The sequence below is a fragment of the Sphingomonas sp. DMC6 genome (assembly GCF_056314225.1).
This window is the reverse complement of the sequence record NZ_JBQUYT010000004.1, coordinates 461682-477733: the sequence shown is the minus strand read 5'-3', so window position 1 is coordinate 477733 and position 16052 is coordinate 461682. Positions and strand designations below refer to the sequence as shown.

At 66.6% G+C, this 16052-nt stretch carries 15 protein-coding genes; 12 read left to right on the top strand and 3 right to left on the bottom strand.

The annotated features are described in order from the left end of the window. Positions 1–108: 108 nt before the first annotated feature. From ACT53M_RS12825 to ACT53M_RS12810, 4 genes are all read left to right on the top strand, one after another. Positions 109–1233 (top strand): acyl-CoA dehydrogenase family protein, encoded by a 1125-nt coding sequence (locus ACT53M_RS12825; RefSeq protein ID WP_476233817.1) that lies wholly within the window; start codon positions 109–111, stop codon positions 1231–1233. Then, positions 1233–2108, top strand: a complete 876-nt coding sequence (locus tag ACT53M_RS12820; protein WP_476233816.1) for an acyl-CoA thioesterase — start codon at positions 1233–1235, stop codon at positions 2106–2108. Before ACT53M_RS12825 ends, ACT53M_RS12820 begins: the two co-directional genes overlap by 1 nt. Positions 2109–2472: 364 nt before the next feature. Next, the gene (locus ACT53M_RS12815) at positions 2473–6447 is read left to right on the top strand and encodes an autotransporter family protein (protein ID WP_476233815.1); all 3975 of its coding nucleotides are present in this window, start codon (positions 2473–2475) and stop codon (positions 6445–6447) included. A 130-nt stretch (positions 6448–6577) separates the two neighbouring features. Then, positions 6578–7846, top strand: a complete 1269-nt coding sequence (locus tag ACT53M_RS12810) for a family 1 glycosylhydrolase (protein ID WP_476233814.1) — start codon at positions 6578–6580, stop codon at positions 7844–7846. Between the two features lie 9 nt (positions 7847–7855). Here the strand turns inward: ACT53M_RS12810 and ACT53M_RS12805 are convergent, their stop codons facing one another. Together ACT53M_RS12805 and ACT53M_RS12800 are read right to left on the bottom strand one after the other, a co-directional pair. After that, positions 7856–8539, bottom strand: coding sequence for an anti-sigma factor family protein (locus ACT53M_RS12805; RefSeq protein ID WP_476233813.1), 684 nt, complete (start codon positions 8537–8539; stop codon positions 7856–7858). Further along, entirely contained in the window at positions 8536–8988 is a 453-nt protein-coding gene (locus tag ACT53M_RS12800; protein WP_476233846.1) for an RNA polymerase sigma factor, read from the bottom strand. Before ACT53M_RS12800 ends, ACT53M_RS12805 begins: the two co-directional genes overlap by 4 nt. A gap of 119 nt (positions 8989–9107) precedes the next feature. Here ACT53M_RS12800 and ACT53M_RS12795 point away from each other — a divergent pair, with 119 nt between their 5' ends. The 7 genes from ACT53M_RS12795 to ACT53M_RS12765 all read left to right on the top strand — a co-directional run bounded on the left by ACT53M_RS12795 (position 9108) and on the right by ACT53M_RS12765 (position 13756). Continuing rightward, positions 9108–10391, top strand: a complete 1284-nt coding sequence (locus ACT53M_RS12795) for a S8 family serine peptidase (protein WP_476233812.1) — start codon at positions 9108–9110, stop codon at positions 10389–10391. A gap of 80 nt (positions 10392–10471) precedes the next feature. Continuing rightward, entirely contained in the window at positions 10472–11512 is a 1041-nt protein-coding gene (locus ACT53M_RS12790) for a hypothetical protein (RefSeq protein WP_476233810.1), read from the top strand. A 169-nt stretch (positions 11513–11681) separates the two neighbouring features. Continuing rightward, entirely contained in the window at positions 11682–11891 is a 210-nt protein-coding gene (locus ACT53M_RS12785; RefSeq protein ID WP_476233809.1) for a hypothetical protein, read from the top strand. Between the two features lie 60 nt (positions 11892–11951). Then, a complete protein-coding gene (locus ACT53M_RS12780) occupies positions 11952–12389 on the top strand; it encodes a helix-turn-helix domain-containing protein (protein WP_476233807.1) in 438 nt (145 codons plus the stop codon). Between the two features lie 61 nt (positions 12390–12450). Continuing rightward, positions 12451–12807 (top strand): hypothetical protein, encoded by a 357-nt coding sequence (locus tag ACT53M_RS12775; RefSeq protein WP_476233806.1) that lies wholly within the window; start codon positions 12451–12453, stop codon positions 12805–12807. Positions 12808–12858: 51 nt separating this feature from the next. Continuing rightward, on the top strand, positions 12859–13329 hold the full coding sequence (locus ACT53M_RS12770) for a hypothetical protein (RefSeq protein WP_476233805.1): 471 nt from the start codon (positions 12859–12861) through the stop codon (positions 13327–13329). Then, positions 13322–13756 (top strand): hypothetical protein, encoded by a 435-nt coding sequence (locus ACT53M_RS12765; protein ID WP_476233803.1) that lies wholly within the window; start codon positions 13322–13324, stop codon positions 13754–13756. The genes ACT53M_RS12770 and ACT53M_RS12765 overlap by 8 nt, the downstream gene beginning before the upstream one ends. 23 nt (positions 13757–13779) lie before the next feature. On the opposite strand, the gene ACT53M_RS12760 is transcribed toward ACT53M_RS12765, so the two are convergent. Beyond that, entirely contained in the window at positions 13780–14646 is an 867-nt protein-coding gene (locus tag ACT53M_RS12760; RefSeq protein ID WP_476233801.1) for an alpha/beta fold hydrolase, read from the bottom strand. Positions 14647–14664: 18 nt separating this feature from the next. On the opposite strand from ACT53M_RS12760, the gene ACT53M_RS12755 reads away from it, so the two are divergent. After that, complete coding sequence (locus ACT53M_RS12755) at positions 14665–16014, top strand: protein adenylyltransferase SelO family protein (protein WP_476233799.1); 1350 nt, start codon at positions 14665–14667, stop codon at positions 16012–16014. Positions 16015–16052 lie beyond the last annotated feature (38 nt).

Here is a 16052-nt window from a genome sequence, read left to right as displayed (position 1 = left end):
GGAGCCGCCGCAAGCGGCGGAAGGGTGAGGGTGATCGACAGCCCCTCCCCCAGCCACCCTCACCCCACCCCTCTCCCAAAGGGAGAGGGAGCTTTGAAGGGACAAGCGATGCCCCTCTATCTGACCGACGAACAGGCCATGCTCCGAGACACCGCGCGGGCGTTCGTCGCCGACCACGCCCCCGTCCGCCACCTGCGCGCGCTACGCGACGCGAACGACCCGACCGGCTTCAGCCGCGACCTGTGGAAGCAGTTCGCCGAGATGGGCCTGACCGGCATATTGGTGCCGGAGGCGCAAGGCGGCCTCGGCCTCGGCCATGTCGAGGCGGGTGTGGTGCTGGAGGAAATCGGCCGCAACCTCACCCCCTCCCCCTTCCTCTCCACCGCCGTCGCGGCGGTCGAGGCGCTGAAGGGCAGCGCCCATGCCGACCGCTGGTTTCCCGGCATCGTCGCGGGCGAGGCGGTAATCGCGATCGCGCATGACGAGAAGGCAAAGTTCGGCCGCGCCGTGGCGCTCAAGGCCGAGCGGGCCGGCAACGGCTTCCGCCTGACCGGGACCAAGCGCTTTGCCCATCACGCCCATGCCGCCGATCTGATCCTGGTATCCGCACGCACCGCCGGCAGCGATACAGACGCGGAGGGGATTACGCTGTTCGCCATCGACCCCAAGGCCGCCGGGCTGGACCTCCGCCCTGAGCGGCTCACCGACTCCAGCCTCGCCGCACATGCCACCTTCGACGGCGTCGAAGTCACCGCCGATGCCGTGGTGGGTGAGATTGACGCGGGCGCCGATCCGCTCGGCCGGCTGTTGCGGGCTGCCGGCGCCGGGGCCTCGGCCGAACTGCTCGGCGTGGGCAGCGGCGCGACCGACATGACGCTCGGCTATCTCAAGGAACGCAAGCAGTTCGGCGTGGCGATCGGCAGCTTCCAGGCTCTCCAGCACCGCGCCGCGCACCTCTATAGCGAGCTGGAAGTCGCCCGCGCCGCCACGCTGAAGGCGCAGCAACTGCTCGACGCCGGCCAACCTGCCGACGAAGCCGTCGCGGTCGCCAAGGCGATGACCGGGCTTGCCACCACGCTTGCCGTGCAGGAGGGTATCCAGATGCATGGCGGCATCGGCATGACCGACGAATATGACATCGGCTTCTACATGAAGCGCGCCCGCGTGCTGGCCGAGATTTTCGGCGATTCGAACTACCACGCCAACGCGCTGGCGGAAGCAGCAGGATATTGATGGGCGAACCGAAATCCCCCGAGGCGCTGGTCGCCGGCCTGACAGCACTGCTCGACGTCGAAACGCTCGACACCGACCTGTATCGCGGCCCCCGCCAGCCGGGCGGCGTTGGCCGGGTGTTCGGCGGGCAGGTGATCGCGCAGGCGCTTCAGGCGGCGCAGCGTTCGATCGAGGACGACAAGATCGCCCATTCGCTGCACGCATATTTCATGCGGCCCGGCGATGAGGATTATCCCATCCTCTACCGCGTGGTGCGCGATTTCGAAGGGCGCAGCTTTGCCAATCGCCGCGTGATCGCGATGCAGAAGGGCAAGCCGATCCTCAACATGGCGGCGTCCTTCCAGCTGCCCGCCGAAGGGCTGCACCATCAGGACGCGATGCCCGACGTGCCGCCGCCGGAGGAGCTTCGGTCCGAAGCCGATCTGCGCGACGAAATCCGTGATCAGGTACTGGAAAAGCTGCGCCCCTTCTTCCTGCGCGCGCGGCCGATCGAAATCCGGCCGGTCAATCCGCGCAACTGGTTTCGCCCGGAACCACGCGAACCGCGCCAATATAGCTGGTTCCGCGTCGTCGCTCCCCTGCCCGACGAGCCCGCGCTGCACCGCGCGATGCTCGCCTATGCCAGCGACATGACGCTGTTCGGCACCTGCATGCTGCCGCACGGCGTCAGTTGGATGACCGGGCAGGTGCAGACCGCCAGCCTCGACCACGCGCTATGGCTGCACGAGCCGTTCCGCTTTGACGAATGGCTGCTCTATGCGACCGACAGCCCCTGGGCCGGGCACGCCCGCGGCTTCAACCGCGGCAGCATCTATGCCCGCGACGGACGACTGGTGGCGAGCGTGACGCAGGAAGGGCTGATCCGACCAAAATAGGGATTGCCATCGTACGACGGAAGCGAAAGGCAAGTCGAACAAGCCACCTTCGACCTGCACCAGGGCAAGCCTTCGCCCTTACGGCAATTGCAAGCATTAACCAGCAACTACCCGGCGTAGCTGTTTTATTTCCGCTGTCACGGCAACTGCCTGCGACTTCGCCGTCTATAATGTCGGTGCGGTGGGAATTCCCTGCCGTCGCCGCGTGAGCCCGTGCACGGATGTATCCGTAGTCCACGCCTCTGTCGGCGTCACTCGGGCATTGGCGCATCTCGCCAACAACAGGAACGCTATGATTGCTAGGAACGAACGCCTCGACGCGACTGCGGGCGGGATCAGCCGCCGCTTGCCAGAAATCCGGCGGATGCGCCGTTCCCTGTCGCTGTCCTCGACGCTTTCCTTGCCCACGACGCTGGCCGGCCTCGCGCTTGCAGGCGCGTTCATGGCGCCGGGCGCTGCGCGGGCGCAGTCGGTCATCCTCACAGGCGATTTCATCAAGATCGGCGTGAACGGCAATGTCGGCACCCTGGGCTATGGCGGCAACACCGAACCGGGCATTCTGTACGACGGCACCGGGTCGCACACGTTCAACACCGCCTATGACTATCTGACCCCCGGCTCGCCCTTCGAAGGCTTTGTAGTCACCGCTACCGGCATGTCTGCCGTGGTGAACAACAATGCCGGTCGGGTCGGCTTCACCGGTACGTTGACCGATTATAGCGGCGTGGCATTCGACGGTTCCACCTATGACCATCGCGCGGTGTGGACGGGCACCTATGGCAGCCAGTTCACGCTGACCAACGATTACTATTTCAACACCACCAGCCAGCAGATCGGCATCCGCACGAAAATCACGGCGTTGAGCGACATGACCAATGTCGCCTTTTCGCGCGCCCTCGATCCTGACGCGCGCGCCGCCCCCGGGGACAGCAGCGCGACCAACAATTTTCGCGGCAATGGCAGCGTGCCGGCAACCGATCTGGTCTATGCCGAGGCGCTGGCATCCAAATATGTCATCGGCCTCTATACCAGCTCGAGCACCACGCATAACGCTGCAGTGACCGGCTGGACCACCGACACGGCCTCCTATCTGGCAGGCACCAATGTCGGCAATGGCGACAACACGATCGGCCTGGGCTTCAACATCGGCGGTCTGCTGACCGGCCAGAGCATCGTGCTCGACTATTCGTACATCTTCGGCACCGACATCAGCCGCGCGATTTCCGGCGCCGCCGGCGGACGCACCAATATCTCGACCACCGTGGCCCCGACCGACGTGGCATCCGGCTCGTTCAACCCCGTGCTCGCCGGCGGTACCATCGCGTTCGCTTCGAGTCAGTCGCTGGCTACCGATCTCAGCCTCGACACCGGCGGCGGCACGATCGACACCGGTTCGAACCAGACGGCGCTGACGGGCGTTCTCAGCGGCACCGGCGGTCTGACCAAGACCGGCACCGGCACGCTGACCTTGTCGGGAGCGAACAGCTATACCGGCGGCACCTCGGTCCTTGCGGGCACGCTCGCGGGCGATACGACCTCGCTGCAGGGCGCCATCGCCAACAGCGGCACCGTCGCCTTCGCGCAGGGCAGCGACGGCACCTATGCCGGCACCATCTCCGGCTCGGGCGCACTGGTGAAGAGCGGTGCAGGTACGCTCACCCTGTCCGGTCCGAACAGCTACACCGGCGGCACCTCCGTGCTCGCCGGCACGCTCGCGGGCGACACAACCTCGCTGCAGGGCGCCATTGCCAACAACGGCACTGTCGCCTTCGCACAGGCGAGCAACGGCACCTATGCCGGCGCAATGTCCGGCAGCGGCACACTGGTGAAGAGCGGCACGGGTGCCCTCACCCTGTCCGGTCCGAACAGCTACACCGGCGGCACCTCGGTCCTCGGCGGCACGCTCGCTGGCGACACCACATCGCTGCAGGGTCCCATCGCCAACAGCGGCACCGTAGCCTTCGCGCAGGCGAGCAACGGCACCTATGCTGGCGCCATGTCCGGCTCGGGCGCACTGGTGAAGAGCGGTGTGGGCACCCTCACCCTCACCGGCCCGAACAGCTATACCGGTGGCACCTCGGTCCTCGGCGGAACGCTCGCAGGCGACACGACATCGTTGCAGGGCGCCATCGCCAACAGCGGCACTGTAGCCTTCGCACAGTCGAGCAACGGCACCTATGCTGGCGCCATGTCCGGCTCGGGCGCACTGGTGAAGAGCGGTGGGGGTACCCTCACCCTTACCGGTCCGAACAGCTATACCGGCGGCACCACCGTGCTGGAGGGAAGGCTGGTCGGCAACACGAGCAGCCTCACCGGCAATATCGTCAACAACGCCGTGCTGGAATTCGCCCAGCCGACCGACGGAACCTTTACCGGCAATCTGAGCGGCACCGGCATCCTCGCCAAGTCTGGCGCGGGCGTACTCACGCTGTCGGGCACCGTGCAGGGCCTTACGCTCGACGTATCGGGCGGTCGCGTGGTCGCCACCAACCAGACTTCGATCGGCACCAGCGGTGGCGCGATCCTGCTGCGCAACGCAACGCAGTTCAACGCCGGCAGCGATCTGACGATCAGCCAGGCCGTGCTGTTCGGCGCCGGCGGCGGCGTGCTGGACACCGGTGCGAACACCGTGCGGATGACCGGCGGCAGCAGCGGCAGCACCTGCCTCATCAAACAGGGCAGCGGCACGCTGGTGCTGGCTGCGGCAGCGTCGAACACGATCGGCGCCTGCGTGCAGCAGGGCGCGATGAGCTTTGACGCCGTGTTTGCCGGCAACGTGTTCGTCGATGCCGGCGGCACCGCGCGGGGCAACGGCGCCGTGCAGGGCAATATGCAGGTCGCCGGCACGCTTGCGCCGGGCAACTCGCCCGGTCAGCTGGTCGTCGCCGGCAGCGTCACCCAGGCGCCGGGCAGCACGCTGGCGATCGACGTCGACGGTACCACGCCGGGTATCGGCGCGGGTCATTACGACACGCTGGTGCTGACCGGTGCGAACAGCGTCTACACCGCAGCCGGGACGCTCAAGCCCCAGTTGCGCGGCATTACCGGCAATGCCACGAACAGCTTCACCCCCGCCATCGGCCAGATGTTCCAGATCGTCACGGCGGAAGGGGGCGTGGCGGGCAGCTTCGATGCACTGACGCAGCCGGGCCAGGGGCTGTCGCCCAATACCCGCTTCGCCGTGGTGTATCGCCCGAATGCGATCCTGCTGACCGTGACGCCGGACAGCTATGCTGCCTATCTGAGCGGAAAGAGCGGTGCGAATGCCGTTCGGGCGGCCGCAACAATGGATGCGGTGCGCCCGGACTCCGGCGCCCGCAGCGCCAGCCGCACCGGCGCGCTGTTCGCCAGCCTGGCGCCGCTGTCGGCGGATCGCATCGGTACGACCTTCCAACAGCTCGCCGGCGGCATCCACGCCGACGCTATGGAAGCGCAGCTACAAGCCAACCAGACGGTCCGCGACACGATGGTCGGCAGGGTACGCACCCGCGGCAACGACGCCGCAGCCGGGCAGCCGCACAACGGCCTGTGGGGCGCGTTCAACGCCCAGCGGATCGATGTCAGCGCCGATGCGACCGGCAATGGCTATCGCTCGACCAGCTATGGCTACACGCTGGGCGTCGATCGGCGCGCGACCCGCAACCTCGTGCTCGGCGTGGCGGCAAGCTACAAGCATGTCGACACCAGCGTCACGGCACTCGGCACCGCCAAGACGAACGCCTATGGGGGCGCGCTCTATGCGGCGTGGAACCGGGCCGGCAGCTATCTGACCGGCGTGATCGACTTCAATGTCGATGCCTACAAGGTCCGCCGCACCGTCCAGCTCGGCGACACGGCCGAGGCGCTGAAGGGCGGCGGCATGGGCTTTTCCTATGGCGGCGATGTCGAGGCGGGGCGCCGGTTCGACCTGGGCAAGCTGGGCGTGACGCCAGTTGCAGGCATCGCGTTCGACCGGGTGGAGCGCGACGGGTTCCGCGAAACCGGCGGCACGCTCAGCGCGCTGCGCTTCGACGGCACCCATCGCCGCGCCTGGACCGGACGCGCCGGTCTTCGCGTCGACGGCACCGTCGCTGCCGGTAACAAGGCAGTCTTGCATCCTTATGTCTCGGCGATGGCCGTGCAGCAGCTCGGCGCAGAACGTACCGTGCTACAGGCAAATCTGGCGGATGCCCGCTTCGGCACCCGTTCGGTTTCGACCGGCCGCACCCAGCTGCGCAGCGAAGCGGGTCTGACAGCGGACCTGTCGCGCAATGTATCGCTCGACTTGCGCTATCGCTACACCGGCCTCGGGAATGCCGATGCGCATTCGGGCAACGCCACGATCCGCATCCACTGGTAAGTCGCGTCTTTGCGAAAAGAGGGCGTCGGCACCGCGTGCCGGCGCCCTTTTTATTGCCGCGCGGCTCCCCGTTCCCCGCTCCTGCGTTGATGCCGGGACCGGACTCAGGAGATTTCGCATCGCTACCTTCATGTTCGCCACCGGCGTCGAGAACAGCGTCCCCACCATCGACAACGGCCGTACCCGCGTCGACGAAATGGAACGCTGCGGCCATTACGCGCGCTGGCAGGAAGACTTCGCGCTCGTGGCGGAAATGGGCATCGGCTATCTCCGCTATGGGCCGCCGATCCACAAGACCTGGCTGGGGCCTGGCAAGCATGACTGGGACTTTGCCGACCAGACCTTCGCGGAGCTCAAGCGCCGCAACCTGATGCCGATCGTCGACCTGTGCCATTTCGGCGTGCCGGACTGGATCGGCAACTTCCAGAACCCCGACTTCCCGGACCTGTTTGCCGGTTACGCGGGCAGTTTCGCCCGGCGTTTTTCCTGGGTGCAGCTCTATACGCCGATCAACGAGATGTATATCTGCGCCACCTTCTCGGCGCGCTATGGCTGGTGGAACGAGCAGCTACGCAGCGACACCGCCTTCGTCACGGCGCTCAAGCACATCGTGAAGGCCAATGTGCTGGCGATGCGCGCCATTCTGCAGGTGCGGCCCGACGCGATCTTCATCCAGAGCGAATCCTCCGAATATTTTCACGCAGAATCCCCGGCGGCGATCGGCCCGGCCGAGCTGATGAACGCCCAGCGCTTCCTGTCGCTCGATCTCAACTATGGCCGCCGCGTCGATTCCGAAATGTACGAATATCTCGCCGAGAACGGCATGACGCGGGAGGAATATCACTTCTTCCTCGACAACCACCTGAAGCAGCACTGCATCATGGGGAACGACTATTACATCACCAACGAGCACCGCGTCGCCGCCGACGGATCGACGCGCGCCTCGGGCGAGATATTCGGCTATAGCGAGATCACCCGCCAATATCATGATCGCTATCGGCTACCGGTGATGCACACCGAGACCAATCTCAGTCAGGGCGCAACCGGGCATGAGGCGGTCGACTGGTTGTGGAAGCAATGGGCGAACGTGTTGCGCGTCCGCAACGACGGGGTGCCGGTGGTGGGCTTCACCTGGTATTCGCTGACCGATCAGGTCGATTGGGACAGTGCGCTGCGCGAGCAGAACGGCACCGTCAACCCGCTGGGCCTATACGATCTCGACCGCAAAATCCGCCCGGTTGGCGCAGCCTATAAGCGACTGATCAGCCAATGGCGCGACGTGCTGCCGACCCAAAGCCTGTGCCTGACCGTACCGGTGGTGTTGCCGGAAGAATCCGCCGGCGCGCACGAGCATCTGCAACGTGCCCGTGCCCAGGCAATCATCGACTACGACCGCTAACCCATCGCCCTATCGCCAGCCCCCATCGCGCGCGCGCTTTTCGGCTGCGGCGTCGAGCGGGTCGCCCGCCATCATCTCCTGCGCGGCCGCCATCAGCGCGGCGTCGTGCGAGCCCGCCTGGGCATAGGCTGTGGCGGCACCGGCCTCGCCCGCGCGCGTCTGACGGAGCGACCATCCCTGCCCGTCGCGGCAGGCGATGCCGTCGGTGCTCGGCGAGGTGAAGACACGGCAATAGGCGCCGCTGCGATCGCGGAAGCTTACCGGCACGCGCGTCTCGCCCTGCGCCGAAGCCAGCGTGTCATTCAGCGCATGGGCGAGCGGGCCGGCGGCATAGAGCTGACCATGGACGCTGCGGACCACGCCGCCGCGGTCCCAGCCCTGGCCGATCACCAGCCCGACCACCAGCGACGCTGCAATGGCACCGCTCCATCCCAGCCATTTCGGCGCAGCGGGCCGAGGCCGCACGGGGAGTGCCAACACGTTGCTCGTCAGCATCGACGCAAGCCGATCGGGCACGGGTTCGGCCGCGATCGGGCCGAAATGCGCCCCCAGCATCGATCGCAGCGCGCGATGCTCCTCCAGTTGCGCGGCCAGCGCCGGATCCTCCGCAATCGCGCGCTCGACCCGCTTCGCGTCGATCGCGCCGAGTTCGCCATCGGCATAGGCCATCAGCGTTTCCGGATCGATGCTCATGCCGCTTCTCCCAGTCGCGCCATCAGCGCCTGCCGCCCGCGCACCAACCGAGAGGTGAGCGTACCCATTGGAATATCCAGAATTTCTGCCGCCTCGCGATAGGCCAGCCCTTCGACCAGCACCAGCGCCACAGCCTCGCGCTGCTCGTCGGGCAGTGCATCCATCGCCGCATCGATGTCGCGGCGCATGGCCCGCGCTTCGGTGCCGCCATCGTCGCCGACCTCGGCCCCCGCCTCTTCGGCAACGAAGGTCTGTGCCGCGCGGGTACGGCTGCGGGCTACATCTATCCAGGCATTGCGCATGATACGGTACATCCAGCTATCTAGACGCGTGCCCGGCTGCCATGAGGCACGCGCGAGCAACGCCTTTTCGAGCGCCATCTGGCACAGATCGTCGGCATCCGCCGCATCGCGGGCAAGCGCCCTGGCAAATCGCCGCAGGCGCGGCATCAATGCGAGCAGATCAGCCTCAAACCCAGCCAAGCCGGCATTCTCCTTCTCGTCCGGATGAAACGGATGACACCGCACGTTTCATCCCCATGATCCGATTTTCATGCAAGAGTGTTCCGATGCGATTCCGTTCCTGCCTGCCGCTGCTCGTCACGCTCGCCTGGGCTGCCCCCGCCCATGCCCAGTTCGGCCCCGGCTTTCCGGGCGCGTCCGGGCTCCCCGGGCCAGCCGGCATTCCCGGCCCGCCCGAACTTCCCAAAATACAGGAGCTGCCCGGATTGCCCACGCCCGGCACGCTGCTGGGGCGGGTTCGACAGGATGTGGAGACCATAACCAGCCAGGCCGCGCAGCGCCTTGAGGAGGCACGTCAGGCCACGGTGCGACAACTGGTGCGCGACCATCCGCGCGAGATCGCGCTCGACCCGCAGGGCTTCCCTGCGCGCGCGGGCGAAGTGGTGGTAGACGATCCCAGCGACGCGCTGATCAGCGCTGCCACTGCAAAAGGCTATCATATCCTCGAGCGCGGCGATCTTCTGGGCGTCGGCTTCGTGCGTTTCGGAACGCCCGACGGGCGCTCGCTCTCGACCGCGATTCGCGAATTGCGCAAGCTTGGCGCAAGAGAAGTGAGCGCAGACCAGCTCCATGCCCCCAGCGGCAAGGTGCCTGCGCGTCCTGCACCGCCGGCCGCCGGCACTGGTCCGCTGGTAGGCGTGATCGACGGCGGCGTCGCCGGCGCCACGCTGCGCGCAGGATTTGCGACCGGTGCGCCGCGCAACAACGACCACGGCACCGCCGTAGCCTCGCTTATTACCGGGGCCGGCGCGATACGCGGGGGACTGCCGGGCGCGCGGATCGCCTCCGCCGATGTCTATGGCAGCGATCCTGCCGGCGGCAGCGCAACCGCCATCGCCAAGGCGATCGGCTGGATGGTGCAGAATCGCGTGGGCGTCGTGACGATCAGCCTGGTCGGGCCGGGCAACCCTTTGCTGGGCAGGGTCGTCGCCGCCGCCCAGGCACGCGGGCTGGTGATCGTCGCAGCGGTCGGCAATGACGGCCCGGCCGCGCCGCCCGCCTATCCCGCCTCTTATCCCGGCGTTATCGCCGTTACCGGCATCGACGGCCGCGGCCGCCCGCTGATCGAAGCGGGGCGTGCGACACATCTGGACTATGCGGCACCGGGGGCAGACATGCTGGCCATGGCGGCCAGCGGCACGCCGATGCGGGTGCGCGGCACCTCTTTCGCGGCACCGCTGGCGGCTGCCGTCATCGCGCGCTTCTATAGCGCGCCCGACGCAGCCCTGCGGGCACGGGCGCTGACGCAAACCGACGCCACCGCACGCAAGGCAGGCCCGCGTTTCGGTCGCGGTGTGCTATGCGAAACCTGCCGGACTCCGGCGCCCTGAAAAAAATTTTCGGGGCCCGGGATTAAACGCGATCCGGGTTCCGTTCTCCCAGTGTCAGCAGTTTCATTGGGAGAATGAAGATGATCAAGTTCCTCGGTACCAGCGCTTTCCTCGCTCTCGCTCTCGCGGCGACCCCCGCTTCGGCACAGTTGCTTGGCGGCCATGCCGGTGGCGGCCTGGGTGGCATGATGGGCGGCACGCTCGGCAACGGCATGGGCAATCTGGGCGGCTCGGGCATGGGCTCGATGGGCGGTATGCTCGACGCTCCGACGCGCCACCTGCCCCGCGCCGGCGACGAATTCGGCGGCGCACTGGAAGGGTCAACCCGCAGCGAACGCAGCGTCGATGTCCGAAAGGGCCGCGTGCACGCCTCCAACGACAGCTCGATCGACGGCACGGTGACCAACACTGCCCGCATCGGCGACCGCGCCACCAGTGGCACCCTCTCCGGTTCGACCAGCCGCAGCACGAACATGGATGCCCAGCTGATCGGCACGGACGCCGTCCGCGGCGCGACGCGCAGCGCGGTTGGCACGACTCGCGATGCCGCAGCCACCGCTGCGGGCCGGACTCGCGATGCGGCCGGCGCGGCCGTCAGCCGGACCCGCGACGTGGCGGGCGCTACCGTCAGCCGCACCCGGGACGTGGCCGGCGCAGCTGTCAGCCGTACCCGTGACGCGGCAGGCACGGCAGTCGAGCGCACTCAGGCAGTTGCAGGCAATGCTGCCGGCCGCGTTCAGGGCACTGCCAGCGGTACAGTGAGCCAGGCCCGCAACGCACTGCCCAGCCCTGCCGCGCTTTCCGCCACGGCAAACGGCGCAGCGAACGGGGCAGCCAACGCGACCGCCGGCCGTGCCCTGAGCCTGGCGAGCGCCGGTTCAGCCGCAGCGCAGGGCAACATGGCCTTCCCGGTTTCGGCAGGGATGCCTGTTACCGATGCACGCGGCAAGGTGATCGGCACGGTCCAGTCGGTCCGCTCGAACGCATCGGGTGCCGTCCAGCAGGTGCTGGTCCGCACCAAGAAGGGCACCGCCACCCTGCCGGCCGCCAACTTCACCGGCTCGGGCAGCGCCCTGGTCTCGGCGATGGGCAAGGGCGAAGTGAACAACGCCGCCGAATAACCGCCCGATAAGGGAAGCTACGCCCCGGCCCTTCGCGGCCGGGGCGTTTTCGCGTTCGGCACCGGGGGAATCTCCGCCCGAAATGGTGCTGGGGGAATAGCCAAGACCCACAGGCTGCGTCTAATAGCGGTCGTATCGGGGCCCCCCGCCCGCTATTGCGACCGACCCTATGACGAACCATGACGCCGTTCCGGTTACCGTGGAATCCGCGATTTCGCGGGTACGGGATGCGCTCGCCATCTGCGATGCACTCCGGTTACTCGCTCCCGCCTGCCACCTGCAGCACGGACTCGACCTGCTGGTCGAGCTGTCGTCGCGCTCCGAACCCGCCGGTCCTGGCCCACAAGGGTACCAGCGCAGAATGCCGCCCGGCGAATGACCGCCTTGCGCAGCCCGCACCGGGCAGCCCCGAATCGGACCATTCGCCTGGAGAACTTCTTTGTCGACCCCCCCTTCTCTATCTGAACGGCAAAAGGCGTGTCTGATCCTCGTGGCACGCGGCATGTCGTCGAAAGAGATCGCGCAGGAAATTGGCCTCTCCCCCCGGTCGGTGGATACCTATCTGACCGACGCCATGGCCGTGCTGGGCGCCTCCAACCGGCGCGAAGCGGCGCGCATTTTTCTGCAACTGGACACATCGCAAAATTTACAATCGCAATCACAGGGCCTTGCTGTCGAGCCAGAACCCGCCACAACCAAGACGTGGACCGGATGGAAGAGGGCGCGAGACTTTCTGCTTCCAATTCCTGTCGGCGGAACACTTAATAACCTTAGCGTTACCGAGAAATCTGTTTACGCATTTCGTATCGGGGCAACCGGCGTTATTATACTGCTGGCGATACTTACTACGTTCATAGGTCTTCTCACGGTGTTCTGAAGCCGGACCACGCATCGGCAACACGCGCTCGTCGCTGCCGGCGAGCAGGGGGAGACTCAACATGCACACGTTCGACAAAGGCTCGGCGATGGTCATTGCCGAGGATATTCGTTCGACGCTCGGATCGGTGGACGATGCGCTGGTGAACGGCGCCCGTCTGCTCGGCGCGCTCGTCGAAACCGCCCGCGCCTCGCAGCTCAACGCCATCGAGAGCCAGCGCCTCTATGACAGCGCAGCCGCCGGTCTCACCAATGTCGTCAAGGGACGCAACGACATGGTCGATCTGGTCAAGCGGGTGAACGTGCTGAAGCGCGACAGCAACTTGGAGACGGTCGATATCGGCTGCGACAACCCGTTGAAGCCTACCTTTACCGGGGCGGAACTGCCTGCCGCCGCACAGCCCGTCGCGGCGCTCTGAGCGAGAGAACATGGCCAGGCCGCATCGTCTACAGCAGGAACCGGTCTGGCCATGCTCGTCGTAGTGTTCTTCATCGCGCTGGCGGGGCTCTGCTGCGCCATCGCCGCAATCAACGGAGGTTGGGAAGGCCGATGGGCAGCACTCCTGACGGTTCTGGCGATCGCGATCGGTCGTGCCGTCGGGTCGATCGACATGCTGCTCGCCACCTCGCCGGGCTTCAAACTCTATCTGGATGGTGCCTTGCTGCTGGGTTTTGGCACGATCATGTTTCGCAGCCGCCGCTGGTGGCCGATCTGGATCTCCGGATTCCAGATGAACGGCGTGCTGGCGCACGTCACCGCACTCGTCGTGCCGCATCACACGCCCGCCATCTATCGCGGGCTCGAAAGCTTCTGGGGCGTCCTGATCGTGGTCACCATGGCACTGGGTGCCACGCTGGATCGCCGCGAGCAAAACCGGCCGCTGCCTCGCCCCGCTCCCTCCAAAACCGAGTGGACACCGCACAGTGACACAAATGCGTGAATTTCACCCCCTGTCGCCCGGGCGTCCCGGCAGCTTCCCGGGCGTGAGCCCGCTCAGTCGCTCCCGCCGGCGCCATGAGGATGCCGAGCTTGCCCGCGCCGCGCGCGGCTATCTGCGTCTGCGGCGGTTGCGCGACACGCTGTTCAGCACGCCGATGTTCGCCGATCCCGCCTGGGACATGCTGCTCGACCTTTTCGCCGCCCATGTTGAAGGCAAGCCGGTGTCGGTATCGAGCGCCTGCATTGCCGCAGCGGTACCTACATCGACGGCGCTCCGCTGGGTTTCGCATCTGGAAGAGGAAGGGCTGGTCGTCCGGACGACCGATCCGGTGGACCGCCGGCGCGCGCATCTGACGATCACCCCGCCCGCCCATAGCGCGATCGCCCAGTGGCTGAGCGCGCTGATCGAGGAACGCGAAGCCGACTGACGTTCCCGCTGGCAAAATGGTCGCTAGGCGATCTTGCCCAGCATCGTGGCCAGTGCCGCAACGGCGACCGGCTCCTCAAGCGTCGGCGCATGGCCTACACCCGGCACCGTGACCAGCTCCGCGCCCGGCACCCGGGCGCGCATCTTTTCTGCGGTCTCGGCGCTCAATATGTCCGACCGCTCGCCGCGCACAATCAGCAGCGGCCGCCCGGCGAGCGCGTCCATGGTTGGCCACATGTCCGGCCCCGCCTCATTGCCCGGCACGCGGAGCGGATCGGCGATCTTCATGTCATAGTCCAGAACGATGCGGCCCTGGCTGTTCACCCGGTGCAGCCGCTTCGCCATCGCCAGCCAGTCTTCGATGCCATAGTCGGGATAGACATCGCCATTCGCCTCCGCGACGCCGCGCGCCGCGTGCATCCAGGTAGGATACCAGACCGGCTTGCCGACATAGGTGCGAATGCGCGCCAGCCCCACCGGTTCGATCACCGGGCCGACATCGTTAAGAAGCGTGCCCGCCAGCTTGCCGCCATCGGTCGCCGCCAGCAGCAGCGTCACGATACCGCCCAGCGAGGTTCCCACGGCGACGAACTTGTCGATCTTCAGTTCGGCAAGCAGCGCCTCGACATCCTGCAGATAGACGAGCGGCACATAGGTCATCGTGTCCTTGGCGTAGGCGCTGTCGCCCCGTCCTCGGAACTCGATGCACAGCACGCGCCATTCGCCTGCCAGCCGCTCGGCGAGCCCGGCATAGTCGCGCGCATTGCGCGTCAACCCTGGAAAACAGATCAGCGGCGGCCGGTCGCTCCGGCCTGGATAATCGCGATAATGCAGCCGCAGGCCGTCTTTCGACCACCAATAGCCATCGGAATAGTTGCGCCGCTCACCCATCGCGCCCCATATCGCCTTATGGCCTTCGCTCCGCAACAGGCGATCCTCGAACTGGGGGATGGCTTCTACGATCCGGTGACCCCTGCGCACTTCCCGCAGGCGATCCTGCGTTTCCGTAACGACCGCGCAGCCGCAAGCGTGGGGCTCGACCAGCTCGACGACGCGGCGTGGATTGCCCGTTTCGGCCGCTTCGAGCCGCTTTCGGGCAGCCTGCCCCAGCCGCTGGCGCTGCGCTATCACGGCCACCAGTTCCGCGTGTACAATCCCGAAATCGGCGATGGCCGCGGGTTCCTGTTCGCGCAGATGACCGACGACCGCGGCCGGCTGATGGATCTGGGTACCAAGGGGTCCGGCCAGACACCCTATAGCCGCTTCGGCGATGGCCGGCTGACGCTGAAAGGTGGTGTGCGCGAGATACTGGCGACCGAAATGCTGGAGGCGCTGGGCGTCGAAACCTCCCGCACCTTCTCGCTGATCGAAACCGGCGAATCGCTCCATCGCGGCGATGAGCCCTCCCCCACCCGCTCCTCGGTGCTGGTACGGCTCAGCCACGGCCATATCCGTATCGGCACTTTCCAGCGGCTGGCCCATGCGAGCGACGAAGACGGGCTGCGACAACTAACAGCCTACGTGCTGCGCCATTATTATGGCGAGGAAGCAGGGTCGGACGCCCCCGCGCGGCTGGTCTCCCATGTCGTCCGCCGCACGGCGCGCATGGCGGCCCGGTTCATGGCAGCGGGTTTTGTCCACGGCGTGCTCAACAGCGACAATATCAACGTCACGGGTGAGAGCTTCGACTATGGCCCGTGGCGCTTCACGCCGATCTGGGCGCCGCATTTTGTCGCCGCCTACTTCGACCAGGGCGGCCTCTATGCCTATGGCCGCCAGGCCGAGGCAATCTATTGGGACGTGATGCAGCTCGCCATCTCGCTGCGACTGATCGAGGAAGAGGCGCCGCTGGTCGAGGCGCTGAACAGCTTCCCGGACATTTATCAGCGCGAGGAAGCCAGCGCGATCCTGTGGCGGCTGGGGCTGGTACCGCGCGGTGAGGCGGAGGACCGGGCGCTGGCGGTGCACGTGCAACGGGTGCTCCACGAAACCGGCACGCCGATCGACCGGTTTTATTTCGATGCGTTCGGCGGCGCACTGCCCGATTCCTACGGTGCGCCCTTCGCCGAAGTGCGGGCGCAGATGGCGCCCTATCGCTCGCGCAAAAGCCGCGAGCACCGGTATTGGCAAGGAGAACCCTGCACGATGCTCATCGACGAAGTCGAGTCGCTCTGGTCGGTCATCGCGGAACGGGACGACTGGCAACCGCTATACGAAAAGATCCGCATGGTTCGCGAGATGGGCGAAGCTCTGGCCTAGTCCCGTATTTTGGTGCAAGAGCGCATGCGTCACCCTTT